This window comes from Lactiplantibacillus xiangfangensis (assembly GCF_001438845.1).
Lineage (GTDB): Bacteria > Bacillota > Bacilli > Lactobacillales > Lactobacillaceae > Lactiplantibacillus > Lactiplantibacillus xiangfangensis.
The window spans coordinates 252070-270286 of sequence record NZ_JQCL01000057.1; the positions used below are offsets into that span (position 1 = coordinate 252070).

Genomic DNA, 18217 nt, shown 5'->3' on the forward strand with positions numbered 1-18217 from the left:
TTGATGAAACTTTTGTTGTTACAGGAAAACACGAGAATGCAAATTACTGGGCTTTTTAAGTTGGTATGCTACGATTAAGAAAATCAAGGGAAATATTGGGGGTAACCATGCACACTTTAATTCAAACGTTTATGGAACGCCGTGGTGACCTATTAACTGCGTTATGGCAGCATTTAGGGATATCAATTGCGGCATTAGTTATCGCAATGGTGATTGCGATTCCACTAGCTATCTGGGCCTGTCGGCGACCAAAATGGGCGGAAGGGCTACTACAATTGACAAGTGTTTTACAGACGATTCCGTCGTTGGCACTTTTAGGTTTGCTCATTCCGCTTGTTGGGATTGGGACGGTGCCAGCGGTCATTGCACTAGTGATCTACGCGCTGTTGCCAATTTTTCAAAATACGTATTTAGGAATTTCAGAAATCGACACTTCCATTGAAGAAGCGGCCGATGCTTTTGGGATGTCACGGATGCGAAAACTATTTAAAGTTGAACTGCCCATTGCGATGCCCCAAATCATTTCTGGTATCCGGACGGCGCTCGTTTTAATTATTGGGACGGCCACGTTAGCCGCGTTAATTGGAGCCGGTGGTCTGGGGACCTTTATCATGCTCGGAATTGACCGTAACGATACGTCGTTATTATTAATTGGGGCCGTTTCGTCAGCGCTTTTGGCCATTTTATTGAGCGCCTTAGTACGTTGGTTCCAGACGGCTAGTCCCCGGCGTGCGCTTACGGTTTTTGCCGTGATTTTAGTGTTGCTCGGCGGTGGGGGTGCGTACAGCGCCTATGCCAACCGGGTTGAAACAATCACGATTGCGGGAAAGCTTGGTTCCGAACCTGAAATCTTAATTAATATGTATAAAGAACTCATTGAAGCCCAGAATTCGCACGTTAAAGTAACGTTAAAACCTAACTTTGGGAAGACGACGTTCCTATTCAGTGCGTTGCAACACGACCAAATTCAGATTTATCCGGAATTCACCGGGTCGGTGCTTGAAACCTTGGTAAAGGGGACGAACCCCAAGGGCATGACGGCGGATCAGACTTACAAATTAGCAAAGCAACGCCTGAGTCAGCAAGATCAGATGACGTTGCTTGAACCGATGAAGTATAACAATACGTACGCGTTAGCGGTCACTAAGAAGTTCAAACAGAAGCATAAGTTGACTAACATTAGTGATTTGAACCGGGTTGAATCAATTTTGAAACCAGGGATGACACTGGAATTTATCGACCGTAACGATGGTTTGAAGGGACTCAAAAAGGCGTATAACCTTGATGTGACGGCGAAGTCCATGGAACCGGCGTTACGTTATGAAGCCATTAACAAGGGACGGATTAACTTGGTTGATGCCTATTCGACAGATAGTGAGTTGCGGCAGTATAACTTGGCGATTTTAAAGGATAACCAGCACTTCTTCCCGACGTATCAAGGTGCGCCGTTGATGAAGGCTAGCTTTGCCAATAAGCATCCACAAGTTGTCAAAGCCCTAAATAAGCTATCTGGTCAGATTTCTGAAACTGATATGCAGGAAATGAACTACGAAGTGAACGTTAAAAACGAGGCGGCTTCTACGGTAGCGCATCATTACTTAGTCAAACACGGCTTACTAAAGGGGGCAAACTAGATGACCACGGCAATTGAATTTCAACACGTTCAAAAGGACTTTCATGGTCAAACGGTGATTCCCGACCTGAACTTATCAGTCTCACAAGGTGAACTCTTCGTGTTAGTCGGCACTTCTGGTAGTGGTAAGACGACGTCGTTAAAGATGATTAATCGCTTAGAACCACTGACTAAGGGCACCATTTTAGTGGATGGGGTGGATACGACCACGGTGCCCGTCCGCGATTTACGGTGGCAAATGGGTTACGTGCTCCAACAAATTGCGCTTTTTCCAAACATGACGGTGGCGCAAAACATTGCGGTGATTCCTGAAATGAAGGGTACCCCGAAAAAAGAAATTAACCAGGCGATCGATGATTTACTGACTGAAGTTGGCCTTGATCCTCAGGAATACCGGGACCGACTCCCAAATGAGTTATCAGGTGGTGAACAACAACGGATTGGTATCTTGCGGGCAATTGCCGCAAATCCTAAGACGGTGCTCATGGACGAGCCGTTCAGCGCACTGGACCCGTTGTCGCGCCAACAGTTGCAGGAGCTAGTTTTACGACTCCACGATCGTTACCATAATACGATTGTTTTCGTTACGCATGATATGAATGAAGCATTAAAGCTAGGTGATCGGGTTGGCATTATGCGGCATGGCCAACTATTACAAGTCGATACGCCAAGTGAGCTGGCACAACATCCAGTCAATGACTTTGTCCGGGAATTCTTTGGCGCTAGTCGGGCTAAAAATGTTTACGATGTTTACGTTGGCCGCGTTGGCTTAGTCCAAGGTTATTTAGCCAATCAACCGGACGTTTCTGCCGAGCGAGTGCAACGTTTAGACGGTCAGGCCACGTTACGTTCAGCGTTTGAAGCACTCAGCAATCATGATTACGTGGCGGTGACGGAGGATGACCAAGTTCGAGGCTACCTCGACCGGCAGACCGTGATGGCCTACTTAAGTGCCTATGAGGAAGTTAATTGATAAGGAGGACGCACATGTCTACACAGTATGATGTTGTTGTCATTGGTGGTGGCCCCGCTGGTACGGCGGTTGCCAGTGGCTTAAAGGCTAAGGGTAAAAACGTACTAATTGTCGAAAGTGACTTATGGGGTGGCACCTGTCCTAACCGCGGGTGTGATCCTAAGAAGATTTTGTTGAGCGCCGTTGAAGCGAAGGTCGCCGCGCAAAATTTGCAACACACCGGGTTGACCGGCGTGCCGGATGTGGATTGGCCAGCTTTGATGGCCCATAAGCGCGGTTATACCGATAAAATTAATGACGGTACTTTGGCCGGTTTAAAGGGTCAGGCCATCGACACGCTGCATGGCGAAGCCTTCTTTCAAGCTGATGGTCAGTTGACGGTGGACGGGACCGTGATTGCGACGAACGACGTCGTAATTGCAACCGGTCAGCGTCCTGCTATTTTACCAGTTACAGGTCACGAGTACTTTAAAACGAGCACCGACTTTTTGGACTTAGACACGATGCCTAAGCGGGTCACCTTTGTCGGCGGGGGCTACGTTGGGTTTGAATTGGCAACGATTGCGAACGCTGCGGGTGCCGATGTTCATCTGATTCATCATAATGACCGGCCCCTCAAGGAATTTGATCAGACCATGGTACAAGCCCTAATGGCGAACTTGACCGATGCGGGTGTTAAATTTGACCTCGACCAAGACTTACAATCAATTACGCAGGAAGCGGACGGCTTACATCTAAAGACCGCGACGGGATTTGAACTAGTCACGGACTTGGTTATCTGTTCGGCGGGCCGGGTCCCTAACGATGATCATTTAGGCTTAGCCCACGTCGGCGTTCAGTTTGGCCGTCACGGGATCGCCGTCAATGACCACCTCCAGACAACCAATCCCCACATTTATGCGGTTGGAGATGTCAGTGACACGCCGATACCAAAATTGACGCCCGTTGCTGGGTTTGAAGCGCGTTACGTGGTGGGCCAATTGACCCAACCGGGTGCTCCAATTGATTATCCTGTTATCCCAACGCAAGTTTACGCGGCGCCCAAGTTAGCTCAAGTAGGGTTAAGTGCGGCAGAAGCAACGGCACAACCGGACCGCTACGTCGTTAACGACCTCGATATGACGACGTGGTTTACGTATTATCGGTTTAGCGCTAAGCAGGCCTTAGCTAAAGTGGTTGTGGATCAGACAACCGGGCAAGCTGTCGGGGCCACCGTGTTAAGTGACCTTGCGGATGAGATGATCAACTATTTGACGTTGCTGATTGAGCAGCGTTTAACGGTGGCTGATTTACAACGTTTGGTTTTGGCTTACCCAACCCCGGCTAGTGATTTACAGTATTTATATTAATAATGACGTGATTTAGCAATCAAAAATACCTCTTCAGAAGTGATTAACTTTTGAAGGGGTATTTTTAGTAGGATAAAAGCGCATCAATCATCGGGCCTTTTGGGGTAGTAATAAAGTTAAAACAGCCAGTAACGCCAGCGTGAAGGTAATCCATAATAACACGTTATCCGTCAGTGCTTGGGGCCCAATTTTACCTAATTGGTTCCAAACTAACGGGGCGAAAAAGGCGCTAATGATGGTGGCAATCGTTAAGGTACTACTAAGTGTGTTGATTTGTGCTGGGTCTAACCCGTTGTTACTCGTGAAGACCAGGTAGGGCCCGGTATACGAGTAGATGAAGTTAAAGCCAATGGCGGCGATAATGGCGATGGTCGTGTTGGATGTCGCCCATAGCAGTAGAACGGCCAACGCTGCCCCGGCATAGCCTAAGGTCAAAGTGAAGTGGTGTAGCCGTTTGTGGAGCGCCCCGAAACTGAGACCCGCCAGCAAGCCACCGACATTCATTGCGGCTAGTGTGAGGTTTAGCACTTGCGCATTACCAAAGTGTCGAAGCTCAAAGTAGCTTGGTAATTTTAGTTGAACACCCCAAATCAGTAAATAAGTGAGGAAGGTCAACGCGACGAGGAGCCACTGGCGCCGTGGCAAGGTGGCAGTCTTGGTTGCAATCGGCTTGACTGATGCTTGTGCGGGTTCGGGGACGTAGCATGCCACGAGCAGGGCGATGAGAGCGAGTAGCCCGTATAACCAAAAAACGGCGTGCCAGCTGAGGCCGATCAGCAGACCAGCTAAACTGAGTAACACTGCGTTGCCTAAAGCCGACAGCCCCGTTTGGTAGCCAAGCAGGCGGGCGCGCAGGTCACCTTGATAGCTGTGCGCAATTAAACTAATGGCATGGGGTGAAAATAGTCCGATTCCAATTCCGAGGAAAATCCGGCTAATCATAATCAGCGCAAAGCGACTCGTTAACGCGGGAATGATGCCCGTGACGGCACTAATGACTAAACCAATGATGACGGTTTTGCGGATGCCCCACCGTTTGACGAGCCACGGGTTAAGCAAGAGGGTGATCAGCGCACTCAGGTTCGCAATCGTGACTAGCCATTCGATAACGGTGGTCGAAACGGTTGGAAAAGTCTGTTTGAGTTGGGGAATAACGCCCGTAATGATGGTTGCCACGCTACTGACAGTGGATAGGCTTAAAATGCTGACCGTCGTTTTTAAATTAGGTTGCGCCATTGCTAGTCACTTAAGAGTTGGGCGATGGTCGTTAACACGCCCTGGGCTTGATTGGTGCCCGTCGTCTGGTCAGCCACGGCCGATACAGCGGGTTGGGCGTTTGCCATTGCGACCCCCAGGCCAACTTCGCGGAGCATTTCGAGGTCGTTGCCCCCGTCACCGAAAGCGACCATGTCCGCTAACTCAACCCCAAGGATTTGGCCGAGTTCTTTTAACCCGGATGCCTTGTTCATTCCGGGTTGGATGATATCGATGTCGCCGTGACCACTGCTAGTTGGTTCACCTAGGCCGGCAAGTGCGGTCCGCAGTTGTGCGACAATGGCGTCGGTTTTTTCCGGGGGGCAACTGATGGCAAACTTTAAGATGTTGTCATCAATGTCCTGGTAATTGTCGATTACGGCCAAGTGGTAGTAATAGTGGCGCATGTTTTCAACGTGTTGTTGGTCGGTCGTGTTCAGGGTGTAAGCACTCTTGGCGCCGCAGACGAGTAGTTTTAGTTCAGGAATCGCTTGGAGCTTTTCTAAAATCGTGGTCACCGTTGTCGGCGCAAAAGCGTGTTGCGCGTAAACGTGTTGTTGGTCACGGATGTAGGCCCCGTTTTCAGCGACGTAAATCAGTTCAGGATAGTCCTTAAAAAAGGACTTGAGTTGGTAATACTGGTTACCACTGGCGACTACGAAGCGAATGCCACGCAATTGGAGTTGTTGGTAGAGTGACGCGAACTTAGCTTCGTCGTAAGTCATATCGTCTTTTAAGAAGGTGCCGTCCATATCAGTTGCCATTAATTTAATCATGTTGTTGGTCCCCTTTGCTTTAGTTGATGGCCGTAGTTTACCATGCGAAAAAAGGGGGTAGCGGACATTTTTACAAGCAACTGGTGTCAATTTTGTGATAACGGGCAAAAGCTTGCCGGTAATCAGTGGGGGTCATACCCTTCCAAGTCTTGAAATTCCGGTTAAACGTCTTACTGTTGGGAAAGCCACAGCTCGTTGCGATGTATTCAATCTTGCGGTCGCTTTCGAGGAGCAACCGGCGGGCATTCATGAGCCGAATCAGGCGCAAGTAGCGGTTGACCGACAGCTGAACGTTTGCGTTGAATTGCTGGTTGAGCGTGGTCAAAGAAACGTGAAACTCGTCTGCAAGGGTGTTCCCGCTGATGGGTTCGGAGTAGTGCTGATTAATGGTCGTCATCACGTGATCGACTAATGAAAAATTCGGATTAACGTCGTTCTCGTCTAACGGTGTCGTGAACGTCGCTCCCAGAGTGGCTAATAGGCCGTAAAAATGGCTGAGAATTTCGAGTCGTAATAGGTCGGTCGTTGGTTGCTTTAGAAGTTTGCGGATGGCAACGAGGTGCTCGCGGATGAGTTTGTACGCTTCGGGATGGTCTTGATTGGAAGTTGCGCCGGATAAATTTAGTTGCCAGTTGACACTTTCGACGATCCGGTTCGTTAGAAAATCATCGTCAATAATTAGGCCGAACTCGTCCCAATCGACTTGTTCGGGGCCACTCGCACTGTGAACGACGCGCCGGTTAACGGCCCAGAGGTCGCCCGGGCGGTATTCAGTAGTGTGCCCGTCCGTGACGAATTTTAACGGTGCACCGGCTTTTAAGTAGTTAAGTTCAATTCCTTGATGCCAGTGCGGTTTTACGGCAATGGGCGTTAGGGGATCGTGTTCATAAAATTTAAAGGGAAGGCGGGGAATCGTTTGGACCGCCTCGTGTAAAATTTCCATAAAGTGCCTCACTTTGTTAGCGTCTTAAAAATGTCACCGCCAGCTTTCAAAAATTAACCATAATAGTGGTCAGTCCATGCTATATTAAGAATAATCAGGAAAGCGGATTCGGTGATCCATTTAATTGTAACCGGATTCGTGAATGAAAGGAAATTTAACTATGACGATTAAACTAATTGCAATCGATATCGATGACACGTTACTCAATTCGGCGGGAAAATTACTGCCAAGCACAATCCAAGCAGTCCAACAAGCAACGGCGCAGGGCGTTAAAATTGTCCTCTGTACCGGCCGTCCTCTAGCAGGAGTCAAACCATACTTAGCGGGATTGGGCATTGCGGGCGACGACCAGTACGTTGTGACGTACAACGGCGCCGTGATTGAGAGTGTTACCGGTCGCGTCGTCGCGAAGCACCTCGTGGCTAACGCTGACTACCGCCGGATGACGGCATTTGCGAAAGAACACCACGTGCCATTTAACGTCTTGGATGCGGAAAGCACGATTTACACGGCCGATCGGGACGTCAACTGGGTCACGGTTATTCAGGCCTGGGAGAATAAGGCGGGATTACTCGTGCGTGAACCGGATGAATTACCCGCTGATTTTCAGATTGCAAAGGGACTCTTTGTCGGGGAAGGTCCACAACTCGATGCCGTGGAACCACTAGTTAAAGCAACCTTTGGTGACGATCTGTACGTTGTTCGGGCGGCCACGAATTTCTTGGAACTGATGCACGCCCAGGTCAATAAGGGCCAGGCGCTTAAAGACTTAGCCAAGGTCTTAGGACTTCATGCTGACGAAGTGATGGCGGTTGGTGACGAACGTAACGATTTGCCAATGTTTGCGTTTGCCGGCACCGCGGTCGCCATGGGAAATGGTAGCGACGTCGCAAAAGAGGCGTCGGATTACGTGACGCTTACAAATGACGAGGGTGGCGTGGCGGACGCCATTCAGAAACTAGTTTTGGTGAATTAGCGAATAAAAAAAGATTGACAGCTCATAAAAATGAGTTTATGATTGCAATCATTAAAAATAAATGAGATTAAATGTGAAGATCAGGAGAGTAAGTTTGGGCCTAGTTTCAGAGAGTCGCCGGTGTCTGCAAGGCGATACTAGTCCTAACCCGAAAGTAACCTGTGAACTGCTGATGCGACGATTGACGAGTGTCGGCTGGGGGTCCCCATTATTGGACAAACGTATCGCAACTCAAGGTTGCCGTACGTGATGAGGTATTTTACGATTTGTAAAATACGAAGATAAGGTGGTACCACGCGCAAGCGTCCTTACTGAATTCAATTGGATTCAGTAAGGACGCTTTTTTGATTTCGAAAGGAAATTGAGGCTTATGCGGAATTATCAAAGTAGTGATGGTGGTTTGAACCGAGTGTAAGAAAATCGCTGGCAGTTGGTGTTGAACATGACAAACGGAGGTTTTTAAAATGCAAACACAAAAATTATCGCTCAAACACTATATTATTATTGGCTCAATGCTATTCGGCATGTTTTTTGGCGCTGGCAACCTGATCTTTCCTATTCACCTAGGCCAGTTGGCGGGCGGCCACTGGTTAACGGCTGGCTGGGGGTTCCTGCTGACGGGGACGATCCTACCTTTACTCGGGATCATTGCGATTAGCGTGACCCGTAGTAGCGGCATTTACGACTTAGCCAAACCAATTGGTAAACGCTACGCGACCACCTTCATGATCCTAACTTGTGCGACCCTTGGCCCCTTGTTTGCGACGCCCCGGACGGCGACCACGCCGTTTCAAATCGGGATTGCAAGCCACGTTAGTGCCAGTCAAGCCCCGCTATACTTACTGATTTATTCGCTACTTTTCTTTAGCTTTACTTACTGGGCGTCCCGCAAACCAACTGGCATTATTGATACAATTGGCAAACTCCTCAACCCGACCTTTTTAATTTTACTGGCACTGATTTTTGGCCTAGCTTTCACGCACCCGCTCGGGACCGCTGGGACGGCCCGGGTCACGGTAGCTTATCAGGGTGGGGCTTTCCTGAACGGCTTTTTGCAAGGCTATAACACGATGGACGCACTCGCGGCCTTACTATTCGGGATTGCGGTGGTCACGACGATTCGCGGTCTTGGTCAAAAAGAACCTAAGGCAGTTGCGCAAACGGCGGCCAAATCCAGCCTACTCAGTATTAGCCTAGAAGCCATGATTTATTTGGGCTTAATCTGGCTCGGCGCAACGTCACTGTCACACTTTAAGTTATCGACGGATGGCGGGATCGCCTTTTCACAAATTGCGAATGCTTTGATGGGCGTCCCAGGAGAAATTATTTTGGCTATCATGGCGACCCTGACTTGTTTAACAACGGCGGTTGGCTTGACGACATCGTTTTCGGAAGCCCTACACGCTAAGTTTCCTAAAATCAGTTATCGGGCTTGGAACCGGCTATCTTGCGGCGCATCACTCTTGATTGCCAACATCGGCTTAGACCAGATTATTGCGTGGTCGACGCCAATGCTCATGTTTTTATACCCATTAGCAATCACGCTAATCATTTTGGCCATCGCCTCCCCACTTTTTCACAACGACCCCGCCGTTTACCGGTGGACGACCGCGTTGACTTTAATTCCCGCCGTCTTAGACGCGTTGGGAGCGGCCCCCGCAATTATTACGCATTTAGGTTGGGTGCAACAGTTACTGGCGTGGGATGACCGCTACTTACCATTGGCAAAACTTGGGTTGGATTGGGCCTTGCCAGCACTGATTGGGTTAATGATTGGGCTTAGCTGGCACGTGATTCAACAAGGGTTAGCCGCGCGGGATTACAAAATGAACCGGAATTAAATGGTGTATGATAGAAAGTAACTAATTAATGGATGGTGAGTCGATGGCTTTTTTGGGAATACTTTGTTTGTTGATCGTTGCGACCACGCTAGCGGGACACTTTGCGCACCGGATGGGAATTCCGGCGGTGATTGGGGAAATTTTGGTCGGAATCGTACTGGGTCCCGCAATCCTCAACTGGGTCCATCTAACGACGATGGTTCAAACATTTTCGGACATTGGGGTTGTCGTACTGATGTTTATCGGTGGCCTAGAGAGTAACTTGGCGTTGTTGCGCAAGTACTTACGGCCGGCAATCGTGGTGGCCATCATCGGGGTGATTTTTCCGGTGGTCATCATGGGCGTTGCTAGCCGGTTATTCCAATTTAGCTGGTTCGAATCGTTGTTTATTGGGGTGATCTTTTCTGCAACCTCTGTTTCAATCTCGGTGGAAGTTTTAAAAGAATTTAAAGCGTTAGATACCAAAGAAGGTGCGACGATTTTAGGTGCAGCCGTCGCGGATGACATCATTGGCGTGATCTTACTCAGTATCATGATTTCAATGATGGGGCATCAAAGCGGCGTGAGTCAGACCAATTTAGGCGTCGTATTGCTTGAACAAGTCGCTTTCTTTATTGGCGTGTTCATTGTTATTAAATGGGTAGCGCCGTACTTAATGCGGCTGAGTGACCATTTGTTGATGGCGGCTAGTCCGACCATCGTTGCCATCATCATTTGTTTGGCCATGGCGTGGTTGGCGGACTTGGTTGGTTTGAGTGGCGCAATTGGGGCGTTCTTTGCCGGTGTCGCCATTGCACAAACGGACTACCAACACGTTGTGGACGTTTCAATTGAACCGGTCGGCTACACGATGTTTATCCCGCTATTTTTCGTCAGTGTCGGTCTGAACATGACGTTTAAAGGGTTCTGGGAAGCCTTGCCGTTTATTGCGGTGATGACAGTCCTCGGTGTCCTAACCAAGCTATTGGGCTGCGGCCTGGGCGCAAAACTGAACGGCTTCAGTGGGTCTAGTAATTATTTAGTCGGAGCCGGAATGATCTCGCGTGGTGAAATGGCGTTGATTACGGCGCAAATTGGGTTTTCAGCACACTTACTGTCCGGTGACTATTATTCCGATGTGATTCTGGTCATTATTTTGGTCACCATGATTGCACCGTTCGTATTGAAGGATGCGATCCACCGTGCCCCGCACGCAACTAGAACTCCCAAGTCCGTAGAAGAAAATTAATTTTAAATTTGAGTCTAAAAAAGCCTTGTTACTAACACTTTGGCGGTGTTAATAACAAGGTTTTTAGTTTTCTTAAAATGGTATTTATATTAGTCGCTACGGCTGGCAGAACTGGTGTGCTATGGGGACGGTCCCAGCCAAAGTGCGGTCTGGAACCTCAATTTAAAGCCGATAGACCGCGTCTTTAAATTGCCCCGCAACATTAACTGGCAAAGAACGCCGGCTAATGTTGCCGACACAGCACACCAATTCTGCCTGCCTTCGCTAAATCCAGCTACGATATGGTGGTTAATCTTAATTTGTTGAATAGCCTGAGGTTGACACTGATAGCATCGGTCGTGAAGGTGGTGTTTGGTCGGCGTTTTTTGCCGGCCTTACACCACGGACGGTCCGGGATAGTTGCGTTTTTTGCAATTATTCCGGGCGAGGGTTAAGACCGCCCCTCAGGCTTAACCCGGTCCCATGGCCGCATGTTATCAGTGGCGACCGGAACTGTTGGTTCGAGTTCTGGCCGCCGGAGCGGTTAATTTAACCGTTACGCGTTACACACGGACCTGATGCTCGATCGTGAATAAGGTTGGATCGAGGTGGGCGACTAGTGGGGAGACGTCGCCGATGCTGAGTAGGGTCAAGTGATGCATGGCCCGGGACGCAATGGTGTAGAGCACCCCAACGGAAGCGGCGTCCGGATAGTTTTCAGCCGAGACGTCGTAGGCCACGACCGCGTCGAATTCAAGTCCCTTGGCCAAGTAGATCGGCATGACGATGACTCCTTGTGGCATCGTGCGGTCACTGTCGGCCATTAAGGTCGTGACCGTGTGATGTTTCAAGTATTGATAAACGCGCTTGCTTTCGGCAAGGTCCTTAGTCAAAACGGCGACGGTGTGAGTTGATTTTAACTGATACTGAACCTCGGTCAATAGCCCGCTTAACGCGGCGTCCGTTCCGTAGCGAATCATTACTTTGGGCAAGTCGCCTTCACGGGTGAACGCTTGAATCTGATCACCGTCGGGTAAGAGAGCCTTAGCAAAGTTGGTAATTTGCTTGGTCGAGCGGTAGCTCTTGTTTAACGTGATGAGGTTAGCGCGCCGAACGTTGAAGGCGTCACGGAGCCGTTCCAGCAATTGTTGCGGTTGTTCAATATCTTTGAAAAGGGCCTGCTCGCTATCTCCTAATAAAGTGAACTTTGCTAACGGAAAGGCGTGCTTGATGTAGAGCAGTTGTGCGAGTGAGTAGTCCTGCATTTCATCGACAAAGATGTACTGCATGCGCCGGTTCTGACCGCTCCCCGTTAAAATATCACGAAGTAGCAATAACGGTGCGCAGTCCACGAGGGCGATGCGATGGTACTCGATGCCGTGACGGAAAGCCTGCATCCGGGCACGCCACTGCTCAGGCTGCACGTCGTCCGGGCGAGTGATTTGCCCTAGAAAATCATTGTACTGTTCGTAGGTGTCTAAGAAGTAGCCGTTATAAATGGCGTCGTAAACTTGGCGCAGGCGTTTGGTCACGATCTGCTTACCAATGTAGAAAACTTCGTCATCCATGGACTGGAACTCACCGCGGCGCTTGTTGCCAAGTAAGTCGTGGTAAGCTTCGTCGGTCAACTGGTCAATGATGTCGTTGACCCAGTCGGCCTGGGCTTCGTCGTCGATGCGGTGTTTCAAGCGTTTGATCAAGGTGTTCTTAACGGCTAAGAAGCGATCGGCTGGTTGCATGGCGGCGGGAAGTTCCGCCGCAATTTTTTCGATGGCCGCTTTATGGAAGAAAATCTCGCCATTAAAGACAATATTGGTAAAGCGCATCTGATCAGCCGGTAAAGTGTGACAGTAATGGTCGACTTGCTGCATGAAGTCGGCACTTTCTTGAAACGCTCGAATGGCTGGCGTTATTGCCGCGCCTTTGCGGTCACTTTCGTAACGTTCGAAGAGACTTTCAACGGTGAGGCCTTGGAACCGTGCACTGAGAAATTCAGCAAGGGTCACTTGCCGCATATTGCGTTCGCCTAAACTCGGGAGCACTTCAGAGATGTAGTGACTAAAGAGCCGGTTTGGTGAAAAGAGCACCATTTGATCCGCTTCAAGGGATGCCCGCGAATGGTAGAGCAAAAAGGCAATCCGCTGTAAGATGGCGGACGTTTTGCCAGAACCAGCGACGCCTTGGACCACGAGTAAATCGCTGTAAGTATCACGAATGATGTCGTTTTGTTCCTTTTGAATCGTCGCAACGATGTTTTGCATGTAAGCGTCGTTTTGTTCGCCAAGCACGGACTGTAAAATTTCGTCGCCAACGGTTTCGTTGGTATCAAACATGTTTTTGATTTGACCCTGATTGATTTGAAATTGGCGTTTCTTCATTAATTCGGTCGTTTGTTGGCCAGCTGGCGTCTGATAGTCGACTTGTCCCAGCGTCCCGTTATAGTAGACCGAAGAAATCGGGGCGCGCCAGTCGTAGACCAAGAAATTTTGGTCAGCGTCCACGAATGAGGCGGTCCCAATGTATAGCCTTTCGGGGTCATCACTGGGGTCGTCTTGAATATCGATGCGGCCGAAATAAGGTGAGTTGCGCAAATCCTTTAAAACGCCGACCTGACGTTTTAAAATAGACTCAGACTCCACGGCTCGTTCGACCATTTGTTTTTGTTGTTGAAGTTCGGCGTTGGTTTCAATCCGGTCGTCGACTTCGAACGTGTTGACGGAGTTATTATCACCATAGTTTGTTTGAATCACATCGGTTTCTCGATGGGCCTTGGCCAATAAATCATCGGTCTGTTTTGACCGTTCTTTAATTTGTTCAATGACCCGATCGACCCGCCGTTGTTCTTGTTGTTGCTCCTGCTCTGATGTTGCCAAGAAAAGGCCTCCCGTCTGTTAAATCGTCTAAATTGCTTGAACAATTCTAGGCGGATTTGGGCGGGGTGTCAATTAAAGCGTTTGACCGGTGGCAATAAATTCTAGTCAGCGCTTGCATGGATTCAAAAAGTATTCTAATATGATTTTAATAATTCTAATCAATGGGGTGAGAAATTGCGAGTAGCTTTAGCGCAAATTGACGTTCAATTTGGTGATCCGGATGCCAACTTTACTCAAGTTCAAGCAGCAATTCAACGGGCCGCGGAACAAGCGGTAGATGTAATCGTGTTGCCAGAAATGTGGAATACGGGGTACGCGTTACAACGATTAAACGTTTTAGCGGACGAGGAAGGTCAACGGACCTTAAAGCTCCTGAGTCAGCTAGCCAAGAAATTTAACGTCAACATTGTTGGCGGCTCGGTGGCAGTGGCTAGGGATGGGCAATACTATAACGAAATGTTAGTGGTCAATCGGCAGGGTGAACTGTTAAGCCGTTATGACAAGGTTCACCGCTTTGGTTTGATGGCCGAAGACCGCTACATCACGGCCGGTGCGACTGAGAACTTGTTTGCGATTGACGACGTGCCCGCGATGGGGGTCATCTGTTACGACATTCGTTTCCCAGAATGGTTACGTAAGCAGGCGGCTCAAGGGCCCCGGGTGATCTTTGTCAGTGCCGAATGGCCGACCGTGCGACTACCACAGTGGCGGTTACTCTTACAGGCGCGCGCCATTGAAAATCAAGCGTTCGTCGTGGCCGTTAACCGGGTCGGTAGTGATCCGGACAACGACTTTGGCGGCCAGTCACTGGTCATCGATCCGCTCGGCAGTATTATTGCGCAGGCGGAAGACCACGCGCAAATCGTCACGGCGCAGCTTGATTTAGCACAAGTCGATCAGGTTCGCGGCCAGATTCCAGTATTTGACGACCGGCGTCCAGAATTATATTAAATTGCATTTTAAACGATAAAAAAATCATGAATAGAAAGTGGTGCCTCCATGGAATTCTCAGAGTCTGATATTTTGCAACATTTACCCAAACAATTTTTTGCTAGTTTAGTTCAACATGTTAACGCCAAAGTGGCGAGCGGTGCGGACGTTATTAACTTAGGTCAGGGGAACCCGGATCAACCGACGCCACCCTTCATCGTTGAAGCGTTGTCAACCGCAGCGCAAGACCCGGCAACCCATAAATACGCGCAGTTCCGCGGGCAACCAGATTTCAAGCAAGCGTGTGCTGATTTTTACGAACGGGAATACGGCGTTAAGCTGGACCCCGAAAAAGAAGTCGCTGTTTTGGGTGGAACCAAGATTGGATTAGTGGAGTTACCCTACGCATTAATGAATCCGGGCGAGACCATTTTGATGCCAGATCCCGGCTATCCGGACTATTTCTCTGGGGTCGCGTTAGCTAAAGTGAAACTCGAAACTTACCCATTATTGGAAGAAAACAACTTCTTATTAGACTTTGATCACCTTGACCCGGCCGTCGCCGACGCTGCCAAGTTATTGTATATGAACTATCCGAACAACCCGACTGGTGCGGTCGCAACGCCTGAATTTTATGCGCAAACGGTGGCCTATGCGAAGGAACATCAAATTGGCGTGGTCAGTGATTTTGCTTACGGTGCAATCGGTTACGACGGGAAACGGCCGATTAGCTTCTTGCAGACGCCGGGTGCTAAGGACGTCGGCATTGAATTTTATTCCTTCTCCAAGACGTACAACATGGCCGGCTGGCGCTTAGGGTTTGCGGTTGGTAATCCAGACATGATCGAAGCCATTAACCTCATTCAAGATCATTTATTTGTCAGTGTCTTCCCAGCGATTCAACGGGCTGGGAGCGCGGCTTTGAATAGTGACCAAAGTGCGGCTAAGGAAATCAGTGACCGTTATGAATCGCGGCGCGATGCCTTATTAGGCGCCGCAGCCAAGATTAATTGGCCAGCCTATAAGCCGGGTGGTGCTTTCTATACCTTGATGAAAGTGCCTGCCGGTTACACCAGCGAACAGTTCGCTAACTTACTGTTAGATCAAGCCAGCGTGGCCGTTGCGCCATGTAATGGGTTTGGGCCGCACGGAGAAGGCTACGTCCGCATCGGCTTACTAGTCTCCGAAGAACGGTTAGTTGAAGCCGTTGAACGGGTTGGTAAACTGAACCTATTTTAACTTTGACAGCGTCCGTGATAACGCTTAGACTAGAGCTAATTAATCGTTGAAGAAAAGAACAGTAAGGCGTCCACTAACAGAGATCTGGCAAATGCTGAAAGCCGGAACGGACAAATGAATTGGCTTTTTGGAGATTCGGTGAAAACCGGGAACCCACCCTTATCGGCGTACGAGTGGCAGAAACATGTTTCTGCAATTTAGGTGGTACCACGGTGATGCGTCCTAATTGACTGATGAAGTCGATTAGGACGTTTTTTCGTCCGAGTAGATGGTGAATAAGGATAGGTATGAAAGGATGTTTGACGATGACAAAAAAAGTATTATTAACGGGTGACCGCCCAACCGGTAAGCTACACATTGGCCACTATGTTGGCTCATTACGTAACCGGGTCGCATTACAAAATACGGGTGATTACGATTCTTACATTATGATTGCGGATAACCAAGCTTTGACGGATAACGCCCATGATCCTGAAAAAATTCGGAAGAGTTTATTACAGGTTGCCATGGATTACTTGGCCGTGGGGATCGACCCTAAGAAGTCGACGATTTTAGTGCAGTCACAAATTCCAGCTTTAACGGATATGATGAACCAATACCTTAACTTGGTGACGGTCGCACGGTTGAACCGCAACCCAACCGTTAAGACGGAAATTAAACAGAAGGCGTTTGGTGAAAGTGTGCCAGCGGGCTTCTTCGTTTACCCAGTTAGCCAAGCCGCTGATATTACGGCGTTTAAAGCAACGACGGTCCCTGTTGGGGATGACCAAGAACCAATGTTGGAACAAACCCGTGAAATCGTGCGGAGTTTCAACCGAACTTATGATACCAATACGTTAGTTGAACCAGAAGGCTACTTCCCAGCAAAGGGGTTAGGCCGAATTCCTGGGTTAGACGGTAACGCTAAGATGAGTAAGTCATTGGGCAACGCCATCTACCTTTCCGACGATGCGGATATCTTAAAGAAAAAGGTTATGTCGATGTACACTGACCCAGATCACATTCACGTTGAAGATCCTGGTAAAGTTGAAGGCAACGTGGTCTTTACTTACTTAGATATCTTCGATACTGACAAGGATAAAGTCGCCGACTTGAAGGCGCAGTACCAACACGGTGGCTTAGGTGATGTTAAGATCAAACGTTACTTGATGGAAGTCTTGGACGGTGAATTACGGCCAATCCGTGAACGGCGTGCGATTTACGAAGCTGATCCTGCCCAAGTGCTCCAGATTTTGAAGGACGGAACGGCTAAAGCTAACGTCGTTGCTGATCAAACTTGGAACGAAATGAAAGATGCCATTGGGATCAACTATTTTAAATAATTAGCTAATCCGGTTGTCGCTGATAACATGCGGTCGTGGGACCGGATTGAGCCTGAGAAACGGTCTCGATCCTCGCCCGGAACAGTTGCAAAAAGCACAAATGTTCCGGACCGTCCGTGGTGTAAGGGCAAAAAAACATTGCCCTAACGCCACAACCACGACCGATGCTATCAGCAACAACCTCTGAGCGTTCAATGTGTTTTAGCGGTTATAATTTATTTAAATCAGTAGAATTTTCTAAATGGAGACTTGTTTTGGGTCTCCTTTTTTGTAGTTATTTAAGCCTATTCAACTGTTAGTATTAATTAGATTATAAATACAGTAGTCATTTAATTATTAAACGCGTAATATAAAAGAAAATAGCGAGGGGGTGCTCGATTGAAAGCGTTAATTAATTATCGTCATAAGCCAAAGCATAAATTACATGCTATTAAGCTGTTTCGCGCCATGTATCAATTGACGAACGACGATGTGGACGCAATGTGGCAGAATCGAATGGCACTGATCGGTAATGACCGCGTATTAAATGACCAGCTTGGAATGCTTGTCCGACCGGCGTGGTTTGATCTACCTGAAATTCGGGATAATGATGACTGGGATGCCTTGGAAGATGATCATGAGTATAGTTCGATTGAGATGCGGACAACTGAACAAGAGCATCAGCTGTTGATTCAGACGGACTGTCCCGCCGAGACGTTGGTACAAACCCGTGCCTACGCCGTCTTAATTAGTCGAATGTTGGGGATCCTGGGTGGTTGTGTCAGTGAGGATAACGGGCGCTCCTGGCAGAAGTGTGCGGCGTTTGACCAGAAGTACCACCCAATTGTGAAGATGTCGCGGGATGAAATTATCCGCTTGACGGCACTTGAATTGCCGAACTTTTCACAGGAAGGGGACTGAC

At 48.8% G+C, this 18217-nt stretch carries 14 protein-coding genes and 1 other annotated feature; of the genes, 10 read left to right on the forward strand and 4 right to left on the reverse strand.

Annotation, left to right across the window (positions count from 1 at the left end; genetic code table 11):
• Nucleotides 1-107: 107 nt before the first annotated feature.
• From IV64_RS06765 to IV64_RS06775, 3 genes are read left to right on the forward strand one after another with little or no spacing between them, the layout of a single operon-like run.
• Nucleotides 108-1634: an ABC transporter permease/substrate-binding protein gene (locus IV64_RS06765; protein WP_057706480.1), complete on the forward strand. Its 1527-nt coding sequence runs from the start codon at nucleotides 108-110 to the stop codon at nucleotides 1632-1634.
• Nucleotides 1635-2606: an ABC transporter ATP-binding protein gene (locus tag IV64_RS06770; protein ID WP_057706482.1), complete on the forward strand. Its 972-nt coding sequence runs from the start codon at nucleotides 1635-1637 to the stop codon at nucleotides 2604-2606.
• 14 nt (nucleotides 2607-2620) lie between these two features.
• Nucleotides 2621-3955, forward strand: coding sequence for a dihydrolipoyl dehydrogenase family protein (locus IV64_RS06775; protein WP_057706484.1), 1335 nt, complete (start codon nucleotides 2621-2623; stop codon nucleotides 3953-3955).
• Nucleotides 3956-4042: 87 nt separating this feature from the next.
• Here IV64_RS06775 and IV64_RS06780 read toward each other — a convergent pair whose 3' ends face one another.
• The 3 genes from IV64_RS06780 to IV64_RS06790 form a co-directional block, all read right to left on the reverse strand.
• Complete coding sequence (locus IV64_RS06780) at nucleotides 4043-5191, reverse strand: MFS transporter (protein WP_057706486.1); 1149 nt, start codon at nucleotides 5189-5191, stop codon at nucleotides 4043-4045.
• A gap of 2 nt (nucleotides 5192-5193) precedes the next feature.
• Nucleotides 5194-5985 (reverse strand): Cof-type HAD-IIB family hydrolase, encoded by a 792-nt coding sequence (locus tag IV64_RS06785; RefSeq protein WP_057706488.1) that lies wholly within the window; start codon nucleotides 5983-5985, stop codon nucleotides 5194-5196.
• A 70-nt stretch (nucleotides 5986-6055) separates the two neighbouring features.
• Entirely contained in the window at nucleotides 6056-6928 is an 873-nt protein-coding gene (locus IV64_RS06790) for an AraC family transcriptional regulator (RefSeq protein WP_057706490.1), read from the reverse strand.
• Between the two features lie 160 nt (nucleotides 6929-7088).
• Between IV64_RS06790 and IV64_RS06795 the strand changes: the two genes are divergently transcribed.
• The 3 genes from IV64_RS06795 to IV64_RS06805 all read left to right on the forward strand — a co-directional run bounded on the left by IV64_RS06795 (nucleotide 7089) and on the right by IV64_RS06805 (nucleotide 10973).
• Nucleotides 7089-7904 (forward strand): Cof-type HAD-IIB family hydrolase, encoded by an 816-nt coding sequence (locus IV64_RS06795; RefSeq protein WP_057706492.1) that lies wholly within the window; start codon nucleotides 7089-7091, stop codon nucleotides 7902-7904.
• 67 nt (nucleotides 7905-7971) lie between these two features.
• Nucleotides 7972-8217, forward strand: a binding site (T-box leader).
• A gap of 151 nt (nucleotides 8218-8368) precedes the next feature.
• The gene (gene brnQ / locus IV64_RS06800; protein WP_057706495.1) at nucleotides 8369-9745 is read left to right on the forward strand and encodes a branched-chain amino acid transport system II carrier protein; all 1377 of its coding nucleotides are present in this window, start codon (nucleotides 8369-8371) and stop codon (nucleotides 9743-9745) included.
• 43 nt (nucleotides 9746-9788) lie between these two features.
• The gene (locus IV64_RS06805) at nucleotides 9789-10973 is read left to right on the forward strand and encodes a cation:proton antiporter (protein ID WP_057706602.1); all 1185 of its coding nucleotides are present in this window, start codon (nucleotides 9789-9791) and stop codon (nucleotides 10971-10973) included.
• A gap of 542 nt (nucleotides 10974-11515) precedes the next feature.
• Here the strand turns inward: IV64_RS06805 and helD are convergent.
• A complete protein-coding gene (helD, locus tag IV64_RS06810; protein ID WP_057706497.1) occupies nucleotides 11516-13825 on the reverse strand; it encodes an RNA polymerase recycling motor HelD in 2310 nt (769 codons plus the stop codon).
• A gap of 174 nt (nucleotides 13826-13999) precedes the next feature.
• Between helD and IV64_RS06815 the strand changes: the two genes are divergently transcribed.
• From IV64_RS06815 to IV64_RS06830, 4 genes are all read left to right on the forward strand, one after another.
• Nucleotides 14000-14776 carry a carbon-nitrogen family hydrolase gene (locus tag IV64_RS06815; RefSeq protein WP_057706499.1) on the forward strand — a complete coding sequence of 259 codons (777 nt, stop codon included), beginning with the start codon at nucleotides 14000-14002 and terminating at the stop codon, nucleotides 14774-14776.
• Nucleotides 14777-14824: 48 nt separating this feature from the next.
• Complete coding sequence (locus IV64_RS06820) at nucleotides 14825-15994, forward strand: pyridoxal phosphate-dependent aminotransferase (RefSeq protein WP_057706501.1); 1170 nt, start codon at nucleotides 14825-14827, stop codon at nucleotides 15992-15994.
• A 305-nt stretch (nucleotides 15995-16299) separates the two neighbouring features.
• Nucleotides 16300-17316: a tryptophan--tRNA ligase gene (trpS, locus tag IV64_RS06825; protein WP_057706503.1), complete on the forward strand. Its 1017-nt coding sequence runs from the start codon at nucleotides 16300-16302 to the stop codon at nucleotides 17314-17316.
• Nucleotides 17317-17694: 378 nt separating this feature from the next.
• Entirely contained in the window at nucleotides 17695-18216 is a 522-nt protein-coding gene (locus IV64_RS06830) for a hypothetical protein (RefSeq protein WP_057706505.1), read from the forward strand.
• Nucleotide 18217: the final 1 nt, after the last annotated feature.